A 14,393-nucleotide genomic window follows, 5' to 3' on the forward strand; every position below is an offset into this window, starting at 1 on the left:
GAGCTTCCTTGTCCTGATAAAAGGCGCTCAAGTGCTCTTTGTTCAGTTGCACTTGGCTTAGGTTCTGATACGCGTCTTCTGTATTCCACGACAACCCCCTCTCAGAAAGAGATGACATCTTGGTCTGTCGTGGCAACTTCAGACACATCCATTGCTTCAAGGTGTGCGAGCAACGCACAGAAGCCTGGGCATCCAAGTTCGTTTGCGGGGATATACCAGCTGTCTTTATACAGGTCACTAACGCAGCGGCCTGAGTTAAGACAACGGTCGCAAAGTCTGTCGAGTGCTCGTATACCCAGCCGCCTGAATGGCCGGTTAAGCGAGAGCCTAATCGCTAGGCGCTCGTATAGACGCGCATCCACTCCTACGGTGGTATTGCCTGTGTTCTTCATGTTCCTCTTACTTTCCGAGGGTGCGGGCTGCCATAGGGGTCTTGGGGGAGGTGTGAGCTTCCCTAAGACCCCAAACAGAACTGCGGACGGGCAAGGCATCCCGTCCCTCTATTCGTTGAATAATGACACCCGTCCTGCTTTCCAAACTGTAAGGCTTGAGGGCATGGGGAGACTCACAAAATGGCCCACCACGCAAAAACAGGCGGAAAACATGTGGGTAGGTACAAGAGGATGAAAACCGTGCAAAATACCACACGAATTAGCGGTTACCCTCCGGATTATGCCAAGAAATATGCAAATCGCTTTTTGCCCTCCTTCAGTCAGAGCGATTTGGAATGTTGCGTCAGGCACTTGTATGAGTTCAGAATGCGGAAGAAATTGGACTTAGACAATGTGAGTACTTTCAACGAAAAGCTCAACTGGCTCAAATGCTTCTATCACGATGATAGGATGACCGAATGCGCAGACAAGGTGACGGCCCCAAAGTACTTTGAGGAGCAAACTGGTCTTGGCGATTCCTATATCGTGCGTAATATTGGTGTATTTCGTTCGGCATCCGAAATCAACTTCTCTTTGCTGCCCGATGAATATGTTTTAAAGTCAAACTGGGGATCAGGAAGGCAACTGATTGTAAGAAGCGGTGATAACGTTGACGTTGAGGGGATCAGGGAAGAAATCGCCTCATGGGTTGATCTTTCTACGAACCATTACTACCACGGTTTCGAGTATGGGTATAAAAACATCGAGCCGCGAATCGTTTGCGAAGAATTCATTGATTTTGAATACAAACTAGAGTTCTTTTGTTTTAACGGTAAACCATGCTATTTCTGGACAGTGTTTAATGATAAGACCGATGACGTTTGTGCAAATTTCTTTGATGCTAATACACTTGAACAGATTGACTTGAGACACGGATATCCAAATTCGTCAAAGACCATTGATATCCCTGCCTATTACGGTGATATGTTTAATATTGCTGAGAAGTTGGCGTCTGATTTTCCGTTTGTGAGGATAGATTTCTATAAGACCTCAGACAGTTTTAAATTCTCTGAGATGACCTTCTATCATTGGTGTGGGTTAATGCCTTTTGATCCAGAGTCTTTTGATCTGGAATTTGGTAAAAGAATCCAGTTGCCCGCTAAAATGCTATAGCGTGCATGGTGGTCATCTAAGAACTGGTAGACATTCAGATTTCGGGACGGAGCAAAAATAGAGATAGTAATGAGGACCCGAAAGCGTCTTGGCGCACAGTGCGTACCATTCGCTATGCTCATTTTGTTTGATCCTTCCAAGTGCAGAAAGCTCGACTTCGTGTGCGGTAAGCACTCTTCCATCGGGCTTTGTACACTCACTTGCGTATGTGTCAGGAAGTAAGCCTTGTGTGTACGCAAGTCTCCTTTTCTTATTGGCCTCTCTGCCGTTCATAGGAGTTCTCCAATCCTTTGATGACGCAGATGCCGCAAGGGGGGTGTGGGGTGGTGCTAGCACCTTACACCTCTCGTATATTCGCTTCCGATACGCTATCGGATCTGCGCTATCGGAAATCGTTGTTAATAGATGCAATCGGAAGCTTGACACAATCATGAAAGTGACCACATGAAATCGCAATACCCCAGTTCAGGTCATGTGAGCAACACTACTCTCCACGAGAGTAGTGTTGCTGAACCAAAAATGGAGCAGAAATTGGCAAAACAACACCAGATTCAGAAAGGCCAGAAATGAGAATTCTGCTACTTGGAGAATTTAGTGGCCTATACAAGAACTTGAAACATGGCCTTATTGAATTGGGGCACGAGGTAACTCTACTTGCTGATGGCGACGGCTGGAAGCAAATACCGGGTGCCGACGGGCCTTTGAAGGTGGGTGACAGATCTCGACTCATCGACAAAGTCGGTCGTAATCTCTCCCTTCTGAAAGATGAGCGTTTAATAGGCTACGATGCTGTGTTTCTTGTGGCGTATAGGATATTCAACCCGTTTGTGGCAGAGCACATGGTGCGGTTCTTGAGAAAGAACAACGGGTCTGTTTTATTAAGTGCAGCGGGAGGTGGACTTGCGTACGATCAGGCGTACCTCAGTGGAAGATTTGATTACTCACCATATGATGGAAATCCTTGCGATTGCTCTTATGTAGCATGTGGATCCAGCCTTAGAAGTAAGCTAATTGAACGAGAACGTCGAGTTGTTGAAAAATACTTTTGTGAGGTTATACCTGTCATGTGGGAGTACCAGATTGGCTTCGATGACTGGGCTGTCCCCCACGATAGTTGCATCCCTCTTCCAGTCGATGTTTCTGAATGCGATTACGTTCCAAATATCCCCCAGGACAAGATTGTCATCTTCCATGGTATTAACAGAGAAGAAGAAAAAGGTACACCAATTGTTCGTGAAGCCTTGGCTCGTATCGAAAGAGATTACTCCAACGATGTGGAGGTCATAATCGATGGGCGAATGCCCTATGAGAAGTACCTCTCGGTGATTCAACGAGCCAATGTTGTCATCGATCAGTGTCGTGCGTACGGATATGGCCTTAACGCCTGCGTCTCTATGGCGCAGGGGAAGGCCGTTCTGAGTGGGGCAAGGGACGAGACTCTCGAAGCATTCGGAATAAAACGGAAGGATTGTCCTATTCTGCCCATAGAGCCCGATTCCGATCAAATATGCAGACAGCTCAAGTGGGTTATCGAGCATAGGAACCAGATACCAGGGATCGGCATTAGAAGCCGCGCGTACATCGAAAAATACCATGACTCTATCAAGATTGCGGGGCAATACGTTGACGTAATCAAGAAACATGTGAAAGGCTGAACCGATGAAGTCAATGCAGATAATGCCGAACAACCTGAAGCGCCAATACGACCTCCATGCGGAGGAATATAGGGCGAAGGTATGTGAGGTTCTGGATTCGGGTTGGTACGTGCTTGGGCGTGAGGTCGTGACCTTCGAGTCCGAGTGGGCAGCCTATGTGGGGACCGCTCACTGTGCAGGTGTGGCTTCCGGTCTCGATGCTCTCATCATTGCTTTCCGTATTCTTGGTATCCACGAAGGTGATGAGGTAATCGTTGCGGCTAACGCCTACATCGCCTGTGTCATGGGTATCACCATAAACGGAGGCACGCCGGCATTTGTCGAGCCTGACGAGTACAACAACATCGACGTGACTCGTATAGAGGAAGCGGTTACCCCGCGTACCAAGGCGATTTTAGCTGTCCACCTCTTCGGACAATGCTGTGACATGGATGCCATTAGAGAAGTGGCCGACAGACACAGCCTGTATGTGGTGGAGGACTGTGCCCAGGCGCACGGCAATCATTGGCACGGAAAGCGTGCGGGGTCACTCGGTGATATATCGTGCTTTAGCTTTTACCCCTCGAAAGGTTGCGGTGCGTTCGGGGATGGCGGAGCGCTGTGTACTAACAGCCCCGAGTGGGATGCTCAAGCGCGTGTTATACGCAATTACGGTTCGGAGCGACGCTATCACAATTCGGTGGTGGGTATGAACAGTCGCCTTGATGAGATTCAAGCGGGATTACTCCGAGTAAAGATGCGCTACTTAGATGAAATGAATGAGGAGCGCTGTGCGATTGCAGCAGCCTATAACGCTGGTATATCGAACCCGCTGGTGATAAAGCCCAAGGTACGCCCTGGTGCGGACTCGTCCTGGCATCAGTACGTTATCCACGTGAGAGGTGGTAAGCGCGATGCTCTCAAGGAGTTCCTTGCCCAGAGGGGTGTAGGAACCATCATCCACTATCCGATACCTCCGCACCTTTCGGAAGCGTACCGCTACCTCGGGTTCGGTTCTGGATCGTTTCCGATAGCAGAACGCGCGGCCGGAGAAGTGTTGAGTCTACCTATGTATAACGGCATGACCGCAGAGGAACAAAGCTGGGTCATTGAGTCGGTTAACGCATTTGAAGGTTAGATCAACCAAATAGCTTGAAACAGTACTTTGAAAAAGGAATAGGAGAAGGATCAATGAGCGAGAGGCCAAGGTTTCTCGAGTTCCCTCAGCACGGGGATAAGCGCGGGCACCTTGTGGTGGTGGAGGGTGGCTCGGACGTGCCCTTCGAGATCAGGAGGGCGTTTTACATGTACGGGTCTGACCCAGATGTGGTACGCGGGGAGCACGCCAACCGGCTGACCGAGTTTGTTCTTGTGAATGTGTCGGGGACGAGCAAGGTGAGGACGATAGAACCTGATGGTGTGGAGACAGTGTTCGACCTTGACCGGCCTCATGTGGGAGTTTATGTGCCCCGCATGACGTGGAAAGATATGTATGCCTTCTCAGAGGACTCGGTGTTACTCGTCCTTGCGAGTGAACACTACGACGGTACGGAGTACATCCGGGATTTCGCAGAGTTCCAGCGAGAGGTTGGCCTTGCCTAGAAAGCGTATACAGACGCTGCAAGCACTTAGGGGCATTGCTTTCCTCATGGTCTTTACGAGCCATTGTTCTTTCATAAAGGGAGTCTCAGGAGGTGCGCTTTTAGACTATGCGGGCGCTGCTGGAGTTTCCATTTTTCTCGTACTGACGGGGTTTCTTTGGTATGTGAACGGGTATGACAGGTCTCTGCCGACAGGTACCAAGGACGCTTTCGGGCGCGTCCTAGCAAAGGCGAGCCGTTTCTATCCGTTACACCTTGCAACACTTCTCGCAGCCCTGCCATTTCTTGCTCTGTTTGTCATAAAGGGCGGAAGTGTCCTTACGGCCTTCGTGGAACTCGCTTTCAATGTCACGCTGCTTCAGAGTTGGGTTCCGGTAAAGGAGATCTATTTCTCCCTCAATGGTGTTTCATGGTACCTCTCAACCTACCTATTCCTTGCGCTAGTTGCCCCTTATGTCGTCACGGCGGTCGGCAGATCTCGCTGGCTTGAGACTCCTTTGTCTGCTGTGATGGCTTGCGTTGTCCTTTTTGCTGCCGAGTGCATGTGGTGTCTGGTGGCTTTTGCTGCTCCCGCCTCGCACTGGCTTGTCTATGTATTTCCTCCGGCTCGCGTATTCGAGCTTATCGCTGGGGCTGTGGTCGGCCGTCTCTACGTGGAGCATCGCAATGAACCCGTATTTTACAAGATTTCGCTCGGGGGGGGGGGGTGCTCGCTGCTATGGTTGAGATCGTGCTGATCTGGTATACGACATTCCTTCCTGAAGGCACACATACCTTCTTCTTGTCGGCGGCATGGCTCATACCGTCCTGTCTTTTGGTCTGCTCTTTCGCAGTCTTGGAAGAGTCACCGATCGGAGCACCGTTTCGACTTACCCCCGTTATTACCTTCGGTGGACTTGGGCTTGAGCTTTTCATGGTTCATCAGCTCGTAATCCGCTACTGGACGGCACTGGATCTTGGTGTGCTGCTTCCAGTATCAGTCTCCTTTGTCTGCTGTCTTGCTCTGTCTGTAGTGGCAGCACTTGCTGCCAAGCGTGTTCTCCCGACAACAACTAGCGTCAAGAAAGCGCCCATTGTATGAGTCGTGCTCGCCTGTTTATAGAAAACTTCGTCGTTTATGGCCTAGGCTCGATGGTAGCTAAGGTTATCCCGCTCGTCATGCTGCCGGCGGTTACGCGTCTTATGCCTGATGCGAGCTATTTCGGCTACTCGGATCTTGCGAACACACTTGTCTCTCTCATACAACCTGTGGCCATCATGGGAATGTATGACGCGATGTTTCGGATGTTTTTCGACCGTGATGATGAAGACTTCAAAAAGAGTGTCTGCTCCACGGCGCTGTTTTTCGTCATGGGTATGACCGTTCTTGTTGCGGCATGCATGCTGTTGTTGGAAGACCCCATAGCGAGGTTATTCTTCGGCGGCGCTGAGTTCACCAATCTTGTGGTTGTAAGCGCTTTGACTGTCCTTGTATCGGGGGGTGGCTCGATTGTTCAGGCTCCCACGCGCATGCGGAACAAAAGACTCATTTTCATTGTCCTGAACCTTACAACCTCGGTGCTCTCTTATGCGGTATCTATCCCGCTGCTTCTTGTTGGAGAGTATCTTATGGCGCTTCCTGTTGCGGCGTTAATTGCAGCTGCCTCCTCACTTGTAATCTTCTTCCTCATTAACCGCAAGTGGTTTTCCTCCAAGGGATTTGATCCAAAGCTGCTCAAGACAATGCTTGCTATCGGTGTGCCCCTTATGCCGAGTTTTCTGTTCTACTGGGCTTTTAACTCCGCAAGCAGGCTTGTGATTGTTTCTGCTTTGGGGGTCTCTGCTGCAGGTGTTTTCGCAGTGGCCGCTAAGGTCGGTCAGGTTAGTCAGCTCATCTACACCGCCTTCGCGCAGGGCTGGCAGTACTTTGCCTTTTCTACCATGAGAGATAAAGATCAGATAGAACTAAACTCTCGAGTTTACGAATACCTCGGAGTTATCTCGCTGTTGGCAACGGCTTTGGTGATTGCCGTTATGGATCCGGTCTATCGGCTGCTGTTCTCGGATGAATACGCTGGCGGCATTGTGTGTGTTCCGTACTTGTTCTTGGCACCGCTTTTGCTCATGCTCTACCAAGTTGCAGCTAATCAGCTCATCGTAGTGAAAAGGACTTGGCCATCGCTTCTCATGCTTGTCTGTGGAGCTGCAACTTGTATCGCTTTGCAGGTTGCTCTCGTGCCCTTGCTTGGCATCGAGGGTGCGGCCATCGGTACCATTGCGGGTTACTTCGTGACGGTTGTTATAGCCCTTTTTGTTCTCACGCGCATGAAGCTAATGGCTGTTCGCAGACGATTTCACGTGCTGTTTTCGGTTTTCGCTATCTACTTGCTGGCATGGAGGCTCTTCTTCATGAGCGACACCGGCGTGCTCTGTGCGCTCTTCATGGTGTTTGTGTTCTTCTGCGTGTGGCTGTATCGCGATGATCTGAATGGATTGCGCCGAAGGTTTGCAAAAGCTAGAAAGAAGGAGTCCGTCTAGATGACAGAGCAATTTATAGCTTTACAACAATGCTTGATCGGAGAGCTATTGAAATCACCGATATTGGTCATGCGGGGAGGTGATGGCCAATGACGAAAGCGCTGATCGTTTCCCCTTTCGAATCAAGTCTCTCGGAGAAGTGGGATGACTTCGTCATGAGGAAGTCGATGAACGGAACCTTTTTACAGACGAGAAAGTTCTTGAACTATCACCCCGAGGAGCGCTTCGATGATGTTTCCCTTGTTATTTGGAAGGGAACCTCCGATATTCTAGCGGTTGTGCCTGCTGTGTCTGTCGACAGTGGAAATACGTTCTCGTCCCATCCGGGAAGCACTTTTGGTGGTTTGGTTTTCTCGGAGCAGTTCTACGATATAGAGCATGTGGATGCAGCTCTTACGGCTCTAGAGGACTACTTGCTTGAATCTAGCTATACATGCGCTGTGGTCAAGCAGAGTTCGCAGGTATTCTCTTCACGGCGATGCGACCTTTTGGATTACCTGCTCTTTCAGCACGGATGGGATGAGTCCGATGAGATTAGCTTTGTAATCGACCTTGATGACTATGCAGAGGACATATCTTCGAATTTCACGGGATCGAGACGAAGGGGCTACCGCTATGGTATCAAAGCGGGTCTTGAGTTCCGTGAGATCACATCGGATGAGGGCATAGCAGAATTCTATGCACTACTCTCGTCGAATCTAGAAAAATTTGGAGCTTCGCCTGTGCATACGCTCAATGAGCTGCTTGAGTTCAAGAACGAGCGTCTGCGTGACGAAGTGTGCTTCTACGGATCCTTTCATGAGGGACGTATGGTGTCAGGATCGATGGTGTTTATGTTTAACAATCGATCGGTATTTCATACGCAATACCTATGCGCTTCGCAGGATAGGTTCGATCAGAGACTTTATCCAAGTAATCATATGGATGCGAATCTCATCATGGAGGCTCGCAGGTTGGGATTACGTTGGTTTAGTTTCGGTATATCGACCGAAGACCATGGACGTGTGCTCAACCGCAGCTTAGCTGAGTTTAAGGAAGGTTTCGGTACCACGTACTGCAATAACCGCACTTTCTGCAAGGAGCTGGCATGAGTAAAAGAGAGCTGCTAATTGTTGGCGCGGGCGAGTTCGGCCAGATGGCTGCCGAGTACTTCAACATGGACTCGTCGTGGAACGTTGTGGGTTTTGCCGTGGAGAGGGAGTGGCTGGGTGAGGAGAGGTGCGTGGGGCTGCCCGTGGTCGCGCTTGACGATGCGGTACAGCGGTTTCCTCCCGAGAAGTGTGACGTTTTCGTTGCCGTCACCTATGCGCATATGAATTGTGAACGGGAGAGACTTTGCGATGTAGTCAAGGGCATGGGCTATCGTCTCGCAAATTACGTTTCCCCCCGTGCCTTTGTGGGGGCGGGGGCGGAAATCGAGCCTGGCTCGATGATTATGGAGATGTCTTCGATCCAACGTGGTGCTCGCATTGGCTGTGGAGCGGTTGTTTGGCCTGGCTGCACCATCGCACACGGAAGTAGTGTGGGTGATTTCTGTTGGATTGCCCCGGGGGTAACGGTTGCTGGCTTGACGGTCATAGGATCCCATTCCTTTGTGGGTGTGGGCGCTGCTGTGGGAGACTGTCTGAAGATAGCCACCCGGTCGCTGATCGGGGCCGGTGCGGCGGTGACACATAACGTCGATGAGTCCGGCCAGGCCTGGGCGGGCAATCCTGTCAGGTGTCTGGGTGAGGAAGTGTACGAGAGGTTTGCAGGTTGACCACATTGGATCGTCGCAGCGCATGGCATGGCCCGATAGGATGGCAGGTCTCGCTGAGGTCATTCAATGTGTACAAAGACAACGAGTTCTGGTGGCGTCTCGCAAAGCAGGTCACTGAAACTAGGTACGAGGAGCATGAGCACTAGAATTGATAGAAGATACATTACGATTCGAAGTTGAGGGAGTTTGATGCAAATGACCACCATCTTCTCAAATGACGGCAGAGAGAGCTTTGTTGGTCCTAGCTTTGGGATGCCTGCAAGTGGAAATGGAAACGAGTATCTTGAGTATGTTTGGCTAACTAACGTGATACGGAAGATCAGAGACGGGCTACCTAAAACCAATTCCAGAATGATTGGCAGCATAGATGCTACCTACCTCGATGAGAGGTTTTTGGGAAAGGAACATTACTGGCTGATCAAAGAGGGTAATATGGGCTCTGGTTCTCCAGATTTCGCGTTGGTTAGAGAACATAAAGTGATAATCGTTGATTGCTTCCAAGTCGATGCCTCGGAACCTCGAAATAGAAACGGAAAGCACAACGGCACTGAACTCCAGTGTCTTATTGGGAGAAAGCGTAGCGGTGAGCCGAAGATATCGTCATCCGAATTGAAATGCGCAGTCGAGGAGAGCACGCTCGAGTTTCAAACCGTTTGGCTTGCATGTAATCTTGCTACCAAGTTGAGCGACAAGATCGAACGTCTCGGTGAGTACGAGAAGGTGGTACGCGCGCATATCCTCGAGAACGGTTGCGCTGAGGACCTGGATAAAGATTACGAGTTCTGGCTTTTGGTGGAAGACATCTCTCCCTGTTCGGAGCTGGAATGGCTTGCTCCGCAGTTGGCGGCGTTTTTGGAGGAAAATACAGCGCTGGAAGGCCTGATTGTTACTCATGTCAGGATGCCGGGAGTGCTATCGGATAGTATCTACGATACCTGCATAATAAGAAACGACACTTCTGGCAGGGAACAGCTAAAGAACCGTAGGGCTTTATAAGAAATCAGTCCATCATGCTAAATAGATAGAAAACACAAAGGCTACGTCATCTTCAAAGCCCCGAGATACTCAGGAAGCCCAACTACGTGAGTAAACAAGCATGTTTAAACCAACTCAAGCAGATACAGGAGCCCAAGATGAAACTCGAAGACAGAATCGTTAAACGCCTACCAGGGCTTTTGCGAGCAGTTGAAGCCATGGGCTTGCAAGATGTTACGCGTGAGTACAACATCGATCAGATAGATGATGCGATACGTGAGTATGAAAGCTACGGTCTCGAAGAAGACGATGAGCTAGAAGATTTCAGCGCGGCACCTAACCTTGAGTTTGCACTTCGCCGTCAACAGGTACAAACCGGCGATGAAATAGAAACGCTCATGTTTGAAGAGGATGACTACAAGGCGGCCTTAGGCTTTGGGGGTGTATCCGTCGACTTCGATTTTGCCCCTTTAGTTCTTCGTACACTGGCAAAGGCATATGTGAAAGCTACTGCCAACGCAGAGGTGAAAGAGGGCACCGTACTTCGCTTAACAGACATTCCGGATTTCTATGTCGATACCTATGAAGACTGCTATTATGCGGCAGCGCTCCTTTCAAACCTCGGCCTTGCCGCCGATTCTTCTGCACCCGACGGAACCTACCTTGACGTAACACTCTCAAGCGTCGGTGTCGTGGTTTTGCAAAAGGCCGCCGAGTAACGGTTACCCAGCGGTTGCGTTTTTTGGTTGGTTCGAGCACTCGCGTCGCCAGTTTCGCAGGGAAAACCCTGAAAATAAGGATTATCATCAATTCTTCTTTGAGCGAGATCCCCTTGTAAGTTTGCGTGATTCGCAGGATATTGCTGATTTGTATTGCGTAAAGTAACGAAATTGGTTACTTTAGCGAATATGAATCGATTAAACAGCATGCATATCGACGATAGACAAAAAGCTTCGGATCTTTCCGTATGGATGCTCTCGCAAGGGGTCACTTCAATGACGACCGAGGATGTGGCAATCCTTCTTGATATTCCGTCCGAGCAGGTAAGAGTGCGTCTCGCCTCTCTAAGGAGGGCAGGTGCGATCGTCTCTCCTGCGAGGGGTCTTTGGGTACCCGTGCCTCCAGAGCGGGTGGCATGGGGAGCTCCAGAGCCTGGTTCCTACATCGATGATATGATGACGCATCTTGGCTGCGAGTACTACGTCGGCTGGCTTAGCGCGGCGTCTTTGCACGGAGCGTCGCACCAAGCGGTGCAGGAATTTCAGGTAGCAACATCGAAATCCGTATCGGATAGGCAGGTTGGGCGCTCGTCGCTGCGCTTCTTCGCGCGATCCTGCATCAAAACCATTCCGGCCGCTAGAGTGGCGGTTTCTGCCTCGCTCATGCGGGTGTCAACCGTTGGTGCGACGATGCTTGACGTGGCGGAGGATCTTAACGTGTCGGGCGGTCTTGACAACGCCGCCACAGTGATCTCGGAGCTCGCGTGGGAGGGCGAAGGGTTTCTGTCTGATGTGTTGGTTGCGGTGCCCGCACATTCTTTCACTGCCGTCAGGCGACTCGGCTGGATCCTCGAAAACATCGCGGGGGTAGATGGGTTGGACGATCTGGCCGATGCTGCTGCCGAAGGAGGAGAGTCGCCATCATACCTTTCCCCGACTTCCATCAAGTCGGGTCGTCTCGACCATCGTTGGAATATTATCCTGAACAGGAAGGTTGATCCGGACGTATGATCCCAAGAAGTATCGTAACGGCATGGTCGATCGAACACCCCTGGCCTGACTCCGATCAGGTGGAGCAAGACTTGCTTCTCGCCCAGGCGATTTGTGAGATTGCAAATGACGAGCTGCTCGGCAGGGAGCTCATCATTCGTGGGGGTACCGCCTTCCACAAGCTCTACCTCGACCAACCCTGTCGCTACAGCGAAGACCTCGACTACGTCAGGACAAGCACCGGCGGTATCGGCGATATCATGAAGAGACTGACGGAGATGGGCAGAAGCCTTGGGTTCGAGGTTCGCACCCAGATGACACGGCACCCCAAGGTGTTCTGGCGGTTCGTGTCGACATCCGGCGTCAAGCGCAAGATCAAACTGGAGATAAACACGTTCGAACGGTCTCCGATGCTGCCGCTCGTCTCGAAGGAGACGTCTGTCGAGAGTGCGTGGTACACGGGGTATGCGGAAGTTCCAGTGTTTCAGGTCGAGGAACTTTGTGCGACAAAGGTGCGGGCGCTTTACCAGCGATCCAAGGGTAGGGATCTGTTTGATTTGTGGCTCGCCCTGGATAGGCTCGGGGTGGAACCTGAGGCCATCGTTGGTGTCTTTGGAGCGTACAAGCCCGAAGGACTGACACGTGGCCTCATGGAGAGGAATCTCGAGGCAAAGCTCGCCGACAGGGACTTCTGTCACGACTGCGATTCGCTCATCGTCGGTGGCGTCGAAAGGTTCGGTTATGACGCTCAAGAGGCCGGGCGCCTTGTGATGGAGAAGGTTATCTCATTGATCTGAGAGATTGAGGGATTGCCAACGCAACACCAGATTCGGAAAGGCCTGAATAATGACACCCGTCCTGCTTTCCAAACTGTAAGACTTGGGGGCATGGGCAGACTCGCAAAATGGCTCACCACGCAAAAATAGGCGGAAAACATGTGGGTAGGCACAAGAGGGTGAAAACCGTGCAAAATACCACACGAATTAGCGGTAACCCGGCACGTGCGAATAATGGTTTTACGCAGTGTTAGAATGTCTGTTGTTTTCGTTTTGCTTTGCGATCCAAGGAGTCTCATGGGGCATTCAGAGATAGTTGAAGCCATCTCTTACGTCGAGGCTGCGGCTGATGTTGTACGTAACGCCAAAGCGGCGGCAACGCGGTCGGTAAACCTTGCCATGACGTACGCCTATTTCGAAGTAGGGCGTATCGTGGTTGAAGAGGAACAGGAAGGTGGCAGTCGAGCTAAGTATGGCAATCAGGTGATCGCCAACGTTTCGACGCGTCTAACAGAGGAGTTCGGACGTGGCTTCTCGATGACTAACGTTGAGCAGATGCGCAAGTTTTATCGTGTCTACTCAACGGATGAGATTCCTCAGAAGGTGTCTGAGGAATTCGGGGCGAGCCTTCCTGTCACTACTACCGGACGCAAGTTTTTTCTTAGCTGGTCCCATTATCTCAAGCTGATGCGTATGGATGATGAGAGTAAGCGCCATTTTTACGAAATAGAGGCGGCTCGCAACGGTTGGAGCTTGAAAGAGCTGCAGCGGCAGTTCGACAGCGGTTTGTATGAGCGTTTGGCGCTCAGTCGAGACAAGGAAGGTGTCCGTCTACTCTCTGAAGAAGGTCAGATCTTTGAGGGGCCATCCGACGCCATAAAGGATCCGTATGTTCTCGAATTCCTCGGTCTGAAAGAAAAGGACAAGTATTCCGAGACAGAGTTGGAGACGCGTATCATCGATCACTTGCAGGAGTTTCTGTTGGAGCTAGGCCGAGGCTTTGCCTTCGTCGGACGGCAGCAGCGCTTTACCTACGAGGAGGATCACTTCAAAGTCGATCTCGTGTTCTACAACCGGCTGCTGCGCTGCTTTGTGCTGTTCGACCTTAAGCTGGGCAAGCTGACGCACCAGGACATCGGTCAAATGCAGATGTATATCCACTATTACGACCGTATGGTGAAGTTGAACGAAGAGAATCCAACCATCGGTGTATTGCTGTGCCAAGACAAGAACGATGCCGTAGTGGAGATGACACTACCCAAAGACAACGAACAGGTATTTGCGAGTAAATACAAGACGGTGCTGCCAAGTACTGAAGAGCTGAAGGGGTTTCTTGTCAAAGAAGGCGACGGCGAATAGCTTGTTGGTGTTGGCTCTGATCAACAAGCTGGGCGCTCAATTGTATTTCGATATTGGGGGGGTAAGTCCCACTTCACAAAAATGCATTCTAGCGAGCTTATCAATCCTGTGCTACACCGTGGGTGTAAAGGCTCTATCCCGGCGACAAGAGCTCCTTTGCCCTTCTGCTTACACAGATAGCTGGGATGGTCGTATTTTCTTCTCAGTAGTACATCATGCGCCTGTCGGCAAGAGTATTGCATTCGGGGAGAGCCGTGAGCAGGATATGCGTGAAAAGTGCGCGAAAAGTGCGCGAATGTCAAGGACAGGATTGTCAAGCCCCTGCCATACGTAGCAAGCATCTCATTAACATCTGAATGAAAACAAGGGAGAAAAATGAATAAGGTTCTCGTAACCGGTGCAGCCGGGTTTATTGGTGCGTTTTTGTGTAAACGTCTGCTTAAAGAGGGCAGGTGTAAGGTCGTGGGGTTTGATAACGTGAACTCCTATTACGATCCTGGTATCAAGCTCGACAGGCTG

Annotated in this window: 15 protein-coding genes; all 15 read left to right on the forward strand. The window is 50.7% G+C overall.

All coding sequences use genetic code 11. The annotated features are described in order from the left end of the window. Window positions 1-623 precede the first annotated feature (623 nt). Window positions 624-1,544: an ATP-grasp fold amidoligase family protein gene (locus tag G7Y43_RS10135; protein WP_165046293.1), complete on the forward strand. Its 921-nt coding sequence runs from the start codon at window positions 624-626 to the stop codon at window positions 1,542-1,544. A 566-nt stretch (window positions 1,545-2,110) separates the two neighbouring features. Then, complete coding sequence (locus G7Y43_RS10140) at window positions 2,111-3,199, forward strand: glycosyltransferase family 4 protein (protein WP_165046294.1); 1,089 nt, start codon at window positions 2,111-2,113, stop codon at window positions 3,197-3,199. Between the two features lie 4 nt (window positions 3,200-3,203). Beyond that, the gene (locus G7Y43_RS10145) at window positions 3,204-4,316 is read left to right on the forward strand and encodes a DegT/DnrJ/EryC1/StrS aminotransferase family protein (RefSeq protein WP_241158251.1); all 1,113 of its coding nucleotides are present in this window, start codon (window positions 3,204-3,206) and stop codon (window positions 4,314-4,316) included. A gap of 53 nt (window positions 4,317-4,369) precedes the next feature. Further along, window positions 4,370-4,780: an FdtA/QdtA family cupin domain-containing protein gene (locus G7Y43_RS10150; RefSeq protein WP_165046295.1), complete on the forward strand. Its 411-nt coding sequence runs from the start codon at window positions 4,370-4,372 to the stop codon at window positions 4,778-4,780. Beyond that, on the forward strand, window positions 4,671-5,516 hold the full coding sequence (locus G7Y43_RS10875) for an acyltransferase family protein (RefSeq protein ID WP_370514693.1): 846 nt from the start codon (window positions 4,671-4,673) through the stop codon (window positions 5,514-5,516). Before G7Y43_RS10150 ends, G7Y43_RS10875 begins: the two co-directional genes overlap by 110 nt. Continuing rightward, entirely contained in the window at window positions 5,498-5,860 is a 363-nt protein-coding gene (locus G7Y43_RS10155) for a hypothetical protein (RefSeq protein ID WP_165046296.1), read from the forward strand. Before G7Y43_RS10875 ends, G7Y43_RS10155 begins: the two co-directional genes overlap by 19 nt. Then, window positions 5,857-7,296 (forward strand): lipopolysaccharide biosynthesis protein, encoded by a 1,440-nt coding sequence (locus G7Y43_RS10160; RefSeq protein WP_165046297.1) that lies wholly within the window; start codon window positions 5,857-5,859, stop codon window positions 7,294-7,296. Before G7Y43_RS10155 ends, G7Y43_RS10160 begins: the two co-directional genes overlap by 4 nt. Window positions 7,297-7,385: 89 nt before the next feature. Beyond that, complete coding sequence (locus G7Y43_RS10165) at window positions 7,386-8,387, forward strand: GNAT family N-acetyltransferase (RefSeq protein ID WP_165046298.1); 1,002 nt, start codon at window positions 7,386-7,388, stop codon at window positions 8,385-8,387. Further along, window positions 8,384-9,055 (forward strand): acetyltransferase, encoded by a 672-nt coding sequence (locus G7Y43_RS10170; protein ID WP_165046299.1) that lies wholly within the window; start codon window positions 8,384-8,386, stop codon window positions 9,053-9,055. The genes G7Y43_RS10165 and G7Y43_RS10170 overlap by 4 nt, the downstream gene beginning before the upstream one ends. A 195-nt stretch (window positions 9,056-9,250) precedes the next feature. After that, window positions 9,251-10,051: a hypothetical protein gene (locus G7Y43_RS10175; protein ID WP_165046300.1), complete on the forward strand. Its 801-nt coding sequence runs from the start codon at window positions 9,251-9,253 to the stop codon at window positions 10,049-10,051. A 137-nt stretch (window positions 10,052-10,188) separates the two neighbouring features. Then, complete coding sequence (locus tag G7Y43_RS10180) at window positions 10,189-10,749, forward strand: hypothetical protein (RefSeq protein ID WP_165046301.1); 561 nt, start codon at window positions 10,189-10,191, stop codon at window positions 10,747-10,749. A gap of 276 nt (window positions 10,750-11,025) precedes the next feature. After that, the gene (locus G7Y43_RS10185) at window positions 11,026-11,760 is read left to right on the forward strand and encodes a type IV toxin-antitoxin system AbiEi family antitoxin (protein WP_165046302.1); all 735 of its coding nucleotides are present in this window, start codon (window positions 11,026-11,028) and stop codon (window positions 11,758-11,760) included. Next, window positions 11,757-12,536, forward strand: a complete 780-nt coding sequence (locus G7Y43_RS10190; protein ID WP_206215131.1) for a nucleotidyl transferase AbiEii/AbiGii toxin family protein — start codon at window positions 11,757-11,759, stop codon at window positions 12,534-12,536. Before G7Y43_RS10185 ends, G7Y43_RS10190 begins: the two co-directional genes overlap by 4 nt. A gap of 276 nt (window positions 12,537-12,812) precedes the next feature. After that, window positions 12,813-13,874: a YhcG family protein gene (locus G7Y43_RS10195; protein ID WP_165046303.1), complete on the forward strand. Its 1,062-nt coding sequence runs from the start codon at window positions 12,813-12,815 to the stop codon at window positions 13,872-13,874. Window positions 13,875-14,249: 375 nt separating this feature from the next. Continuing rightward, window positions 14,250-14,393, forward strand: a 144-nt coding sequence (locus G7Y43_RS10200) for an NAD-dependent epimerase/dehydratase family protein (RefSeq protein ID WP_165046304.1), incomplete at its 3' end; no start/stop codon positions are given.

The sequence above is a fragment of the Adlercreutzia sp. ZJ138 genome, from assembly GCF_011038935.1.
GTDB lineage: Bacteria > Actinomycetota > Coriobacteriia > Coriobacteriales > Eggerthellaceae > ZJ141.

Excerpts from the sequence above, each read along its gene's own strand:
- G7Y43_RS10150 (WP_165046295.1), top strand. The coding sequence starts at position 4,370 with ATGAGCGAGAGGCCAAGGTTTCTCGAGTTCCCTCAGCACGGGGATAAG.
- G7Y43_RS10135 (WP_165046293.1), top strand. The coding sequence starts at position 624 with ATGAAAACCGTGCAAAATACCACACGAATTAGCGGTTACCCTCCGGAT.
- G7Y43_RS10170 (WP_165046299.1), top strand. The coding sequence starts at position 8,384 with ATGAGTAAAAGAGAGCTGCTAATTGTTGGCGCGGGCGAGTTCGGCCAG.
- G7Y43_RS10145 (WP_241158251.1), top strand. The coding sequence starts at position 3,204 with ATGAAGTCAATGCAGATAATGCCGAACAACCTGAAGCGCCAATACGAC.
- G7Y43_RS10155 (WP_165046296.1), top strand. The coding sequence starts at position 5,498 with ATGGTTGAGATCGTGCTGATCTGGTATACGACATTCCTTCCTGAAGGC.
- G7Y43_RS10195 (WP_165046303.1), top strand. The coding sequence starts at position 12,813 with ATGGGGCATTCAGAGATAGTTGAAGCCATCTCTTACGTCGAGGCTGCG.
- G7Y43_RS10190 (WP_206215131.1), top strand. The coding sequence starts at position 11,757 with ATGATCCCAAGAAGTATCGTAACGGCATGGTCGATCGAACACCCCTGG.
- G7Y43_RS10185 (WP_165046302.1), top strand. The coding sequence starts at position 11,026 with ATGACGACCGAGGATGTGGCAATCCTTCTTGATATTCCGTCCGAGCAG.
- G7Y43_RS10180 (WP_165046301.1), top strand. The coding sequence starts at position 10,189 with ATGAAACTCGAAGACAGAATCGTTAAACGCCTACCAGGGCTTTTGCGA.
- G7Y43_RS10140 (WP_165046294.1), top strand. The coding sequence starts at position 2,111 with ATGAGAATTCTGCTACTTGGAGAATTTAGTGGCCTATACAAGAACTTG.
- G7Y43_RS10175 (WP_165046300.1), top strand. The coding sequence starts at position 9,251 with ATGACCACCATCTTCTCAAATGACGGCAGAGAGAGCTTTGTTGGTCCT.
- G7Y43_RS10875 (WP_370514693.1), top strand. The coding sequence starts at position 4,671 with ATGCCTTCTCAGAGGACTCGGTGTTACTCGTCCTTGCGAGTGAACACT.
- G7Y43_RS10165 (WP_165046298.1), top strand. The coding sequence starts at position 7,386 with ATGACGAAAGCGCTGATCGTTTCCCCTTTCGAATCAAGTCTCTCGGAG.
- G7Y43_RS10160 (WP_165046297.1), top strand. The coding sequence starts at position 5,857 with ATGAGTCGTGCTCGCCTGTTTATAGAAAACTTCGTCGTTTATGGCCTA.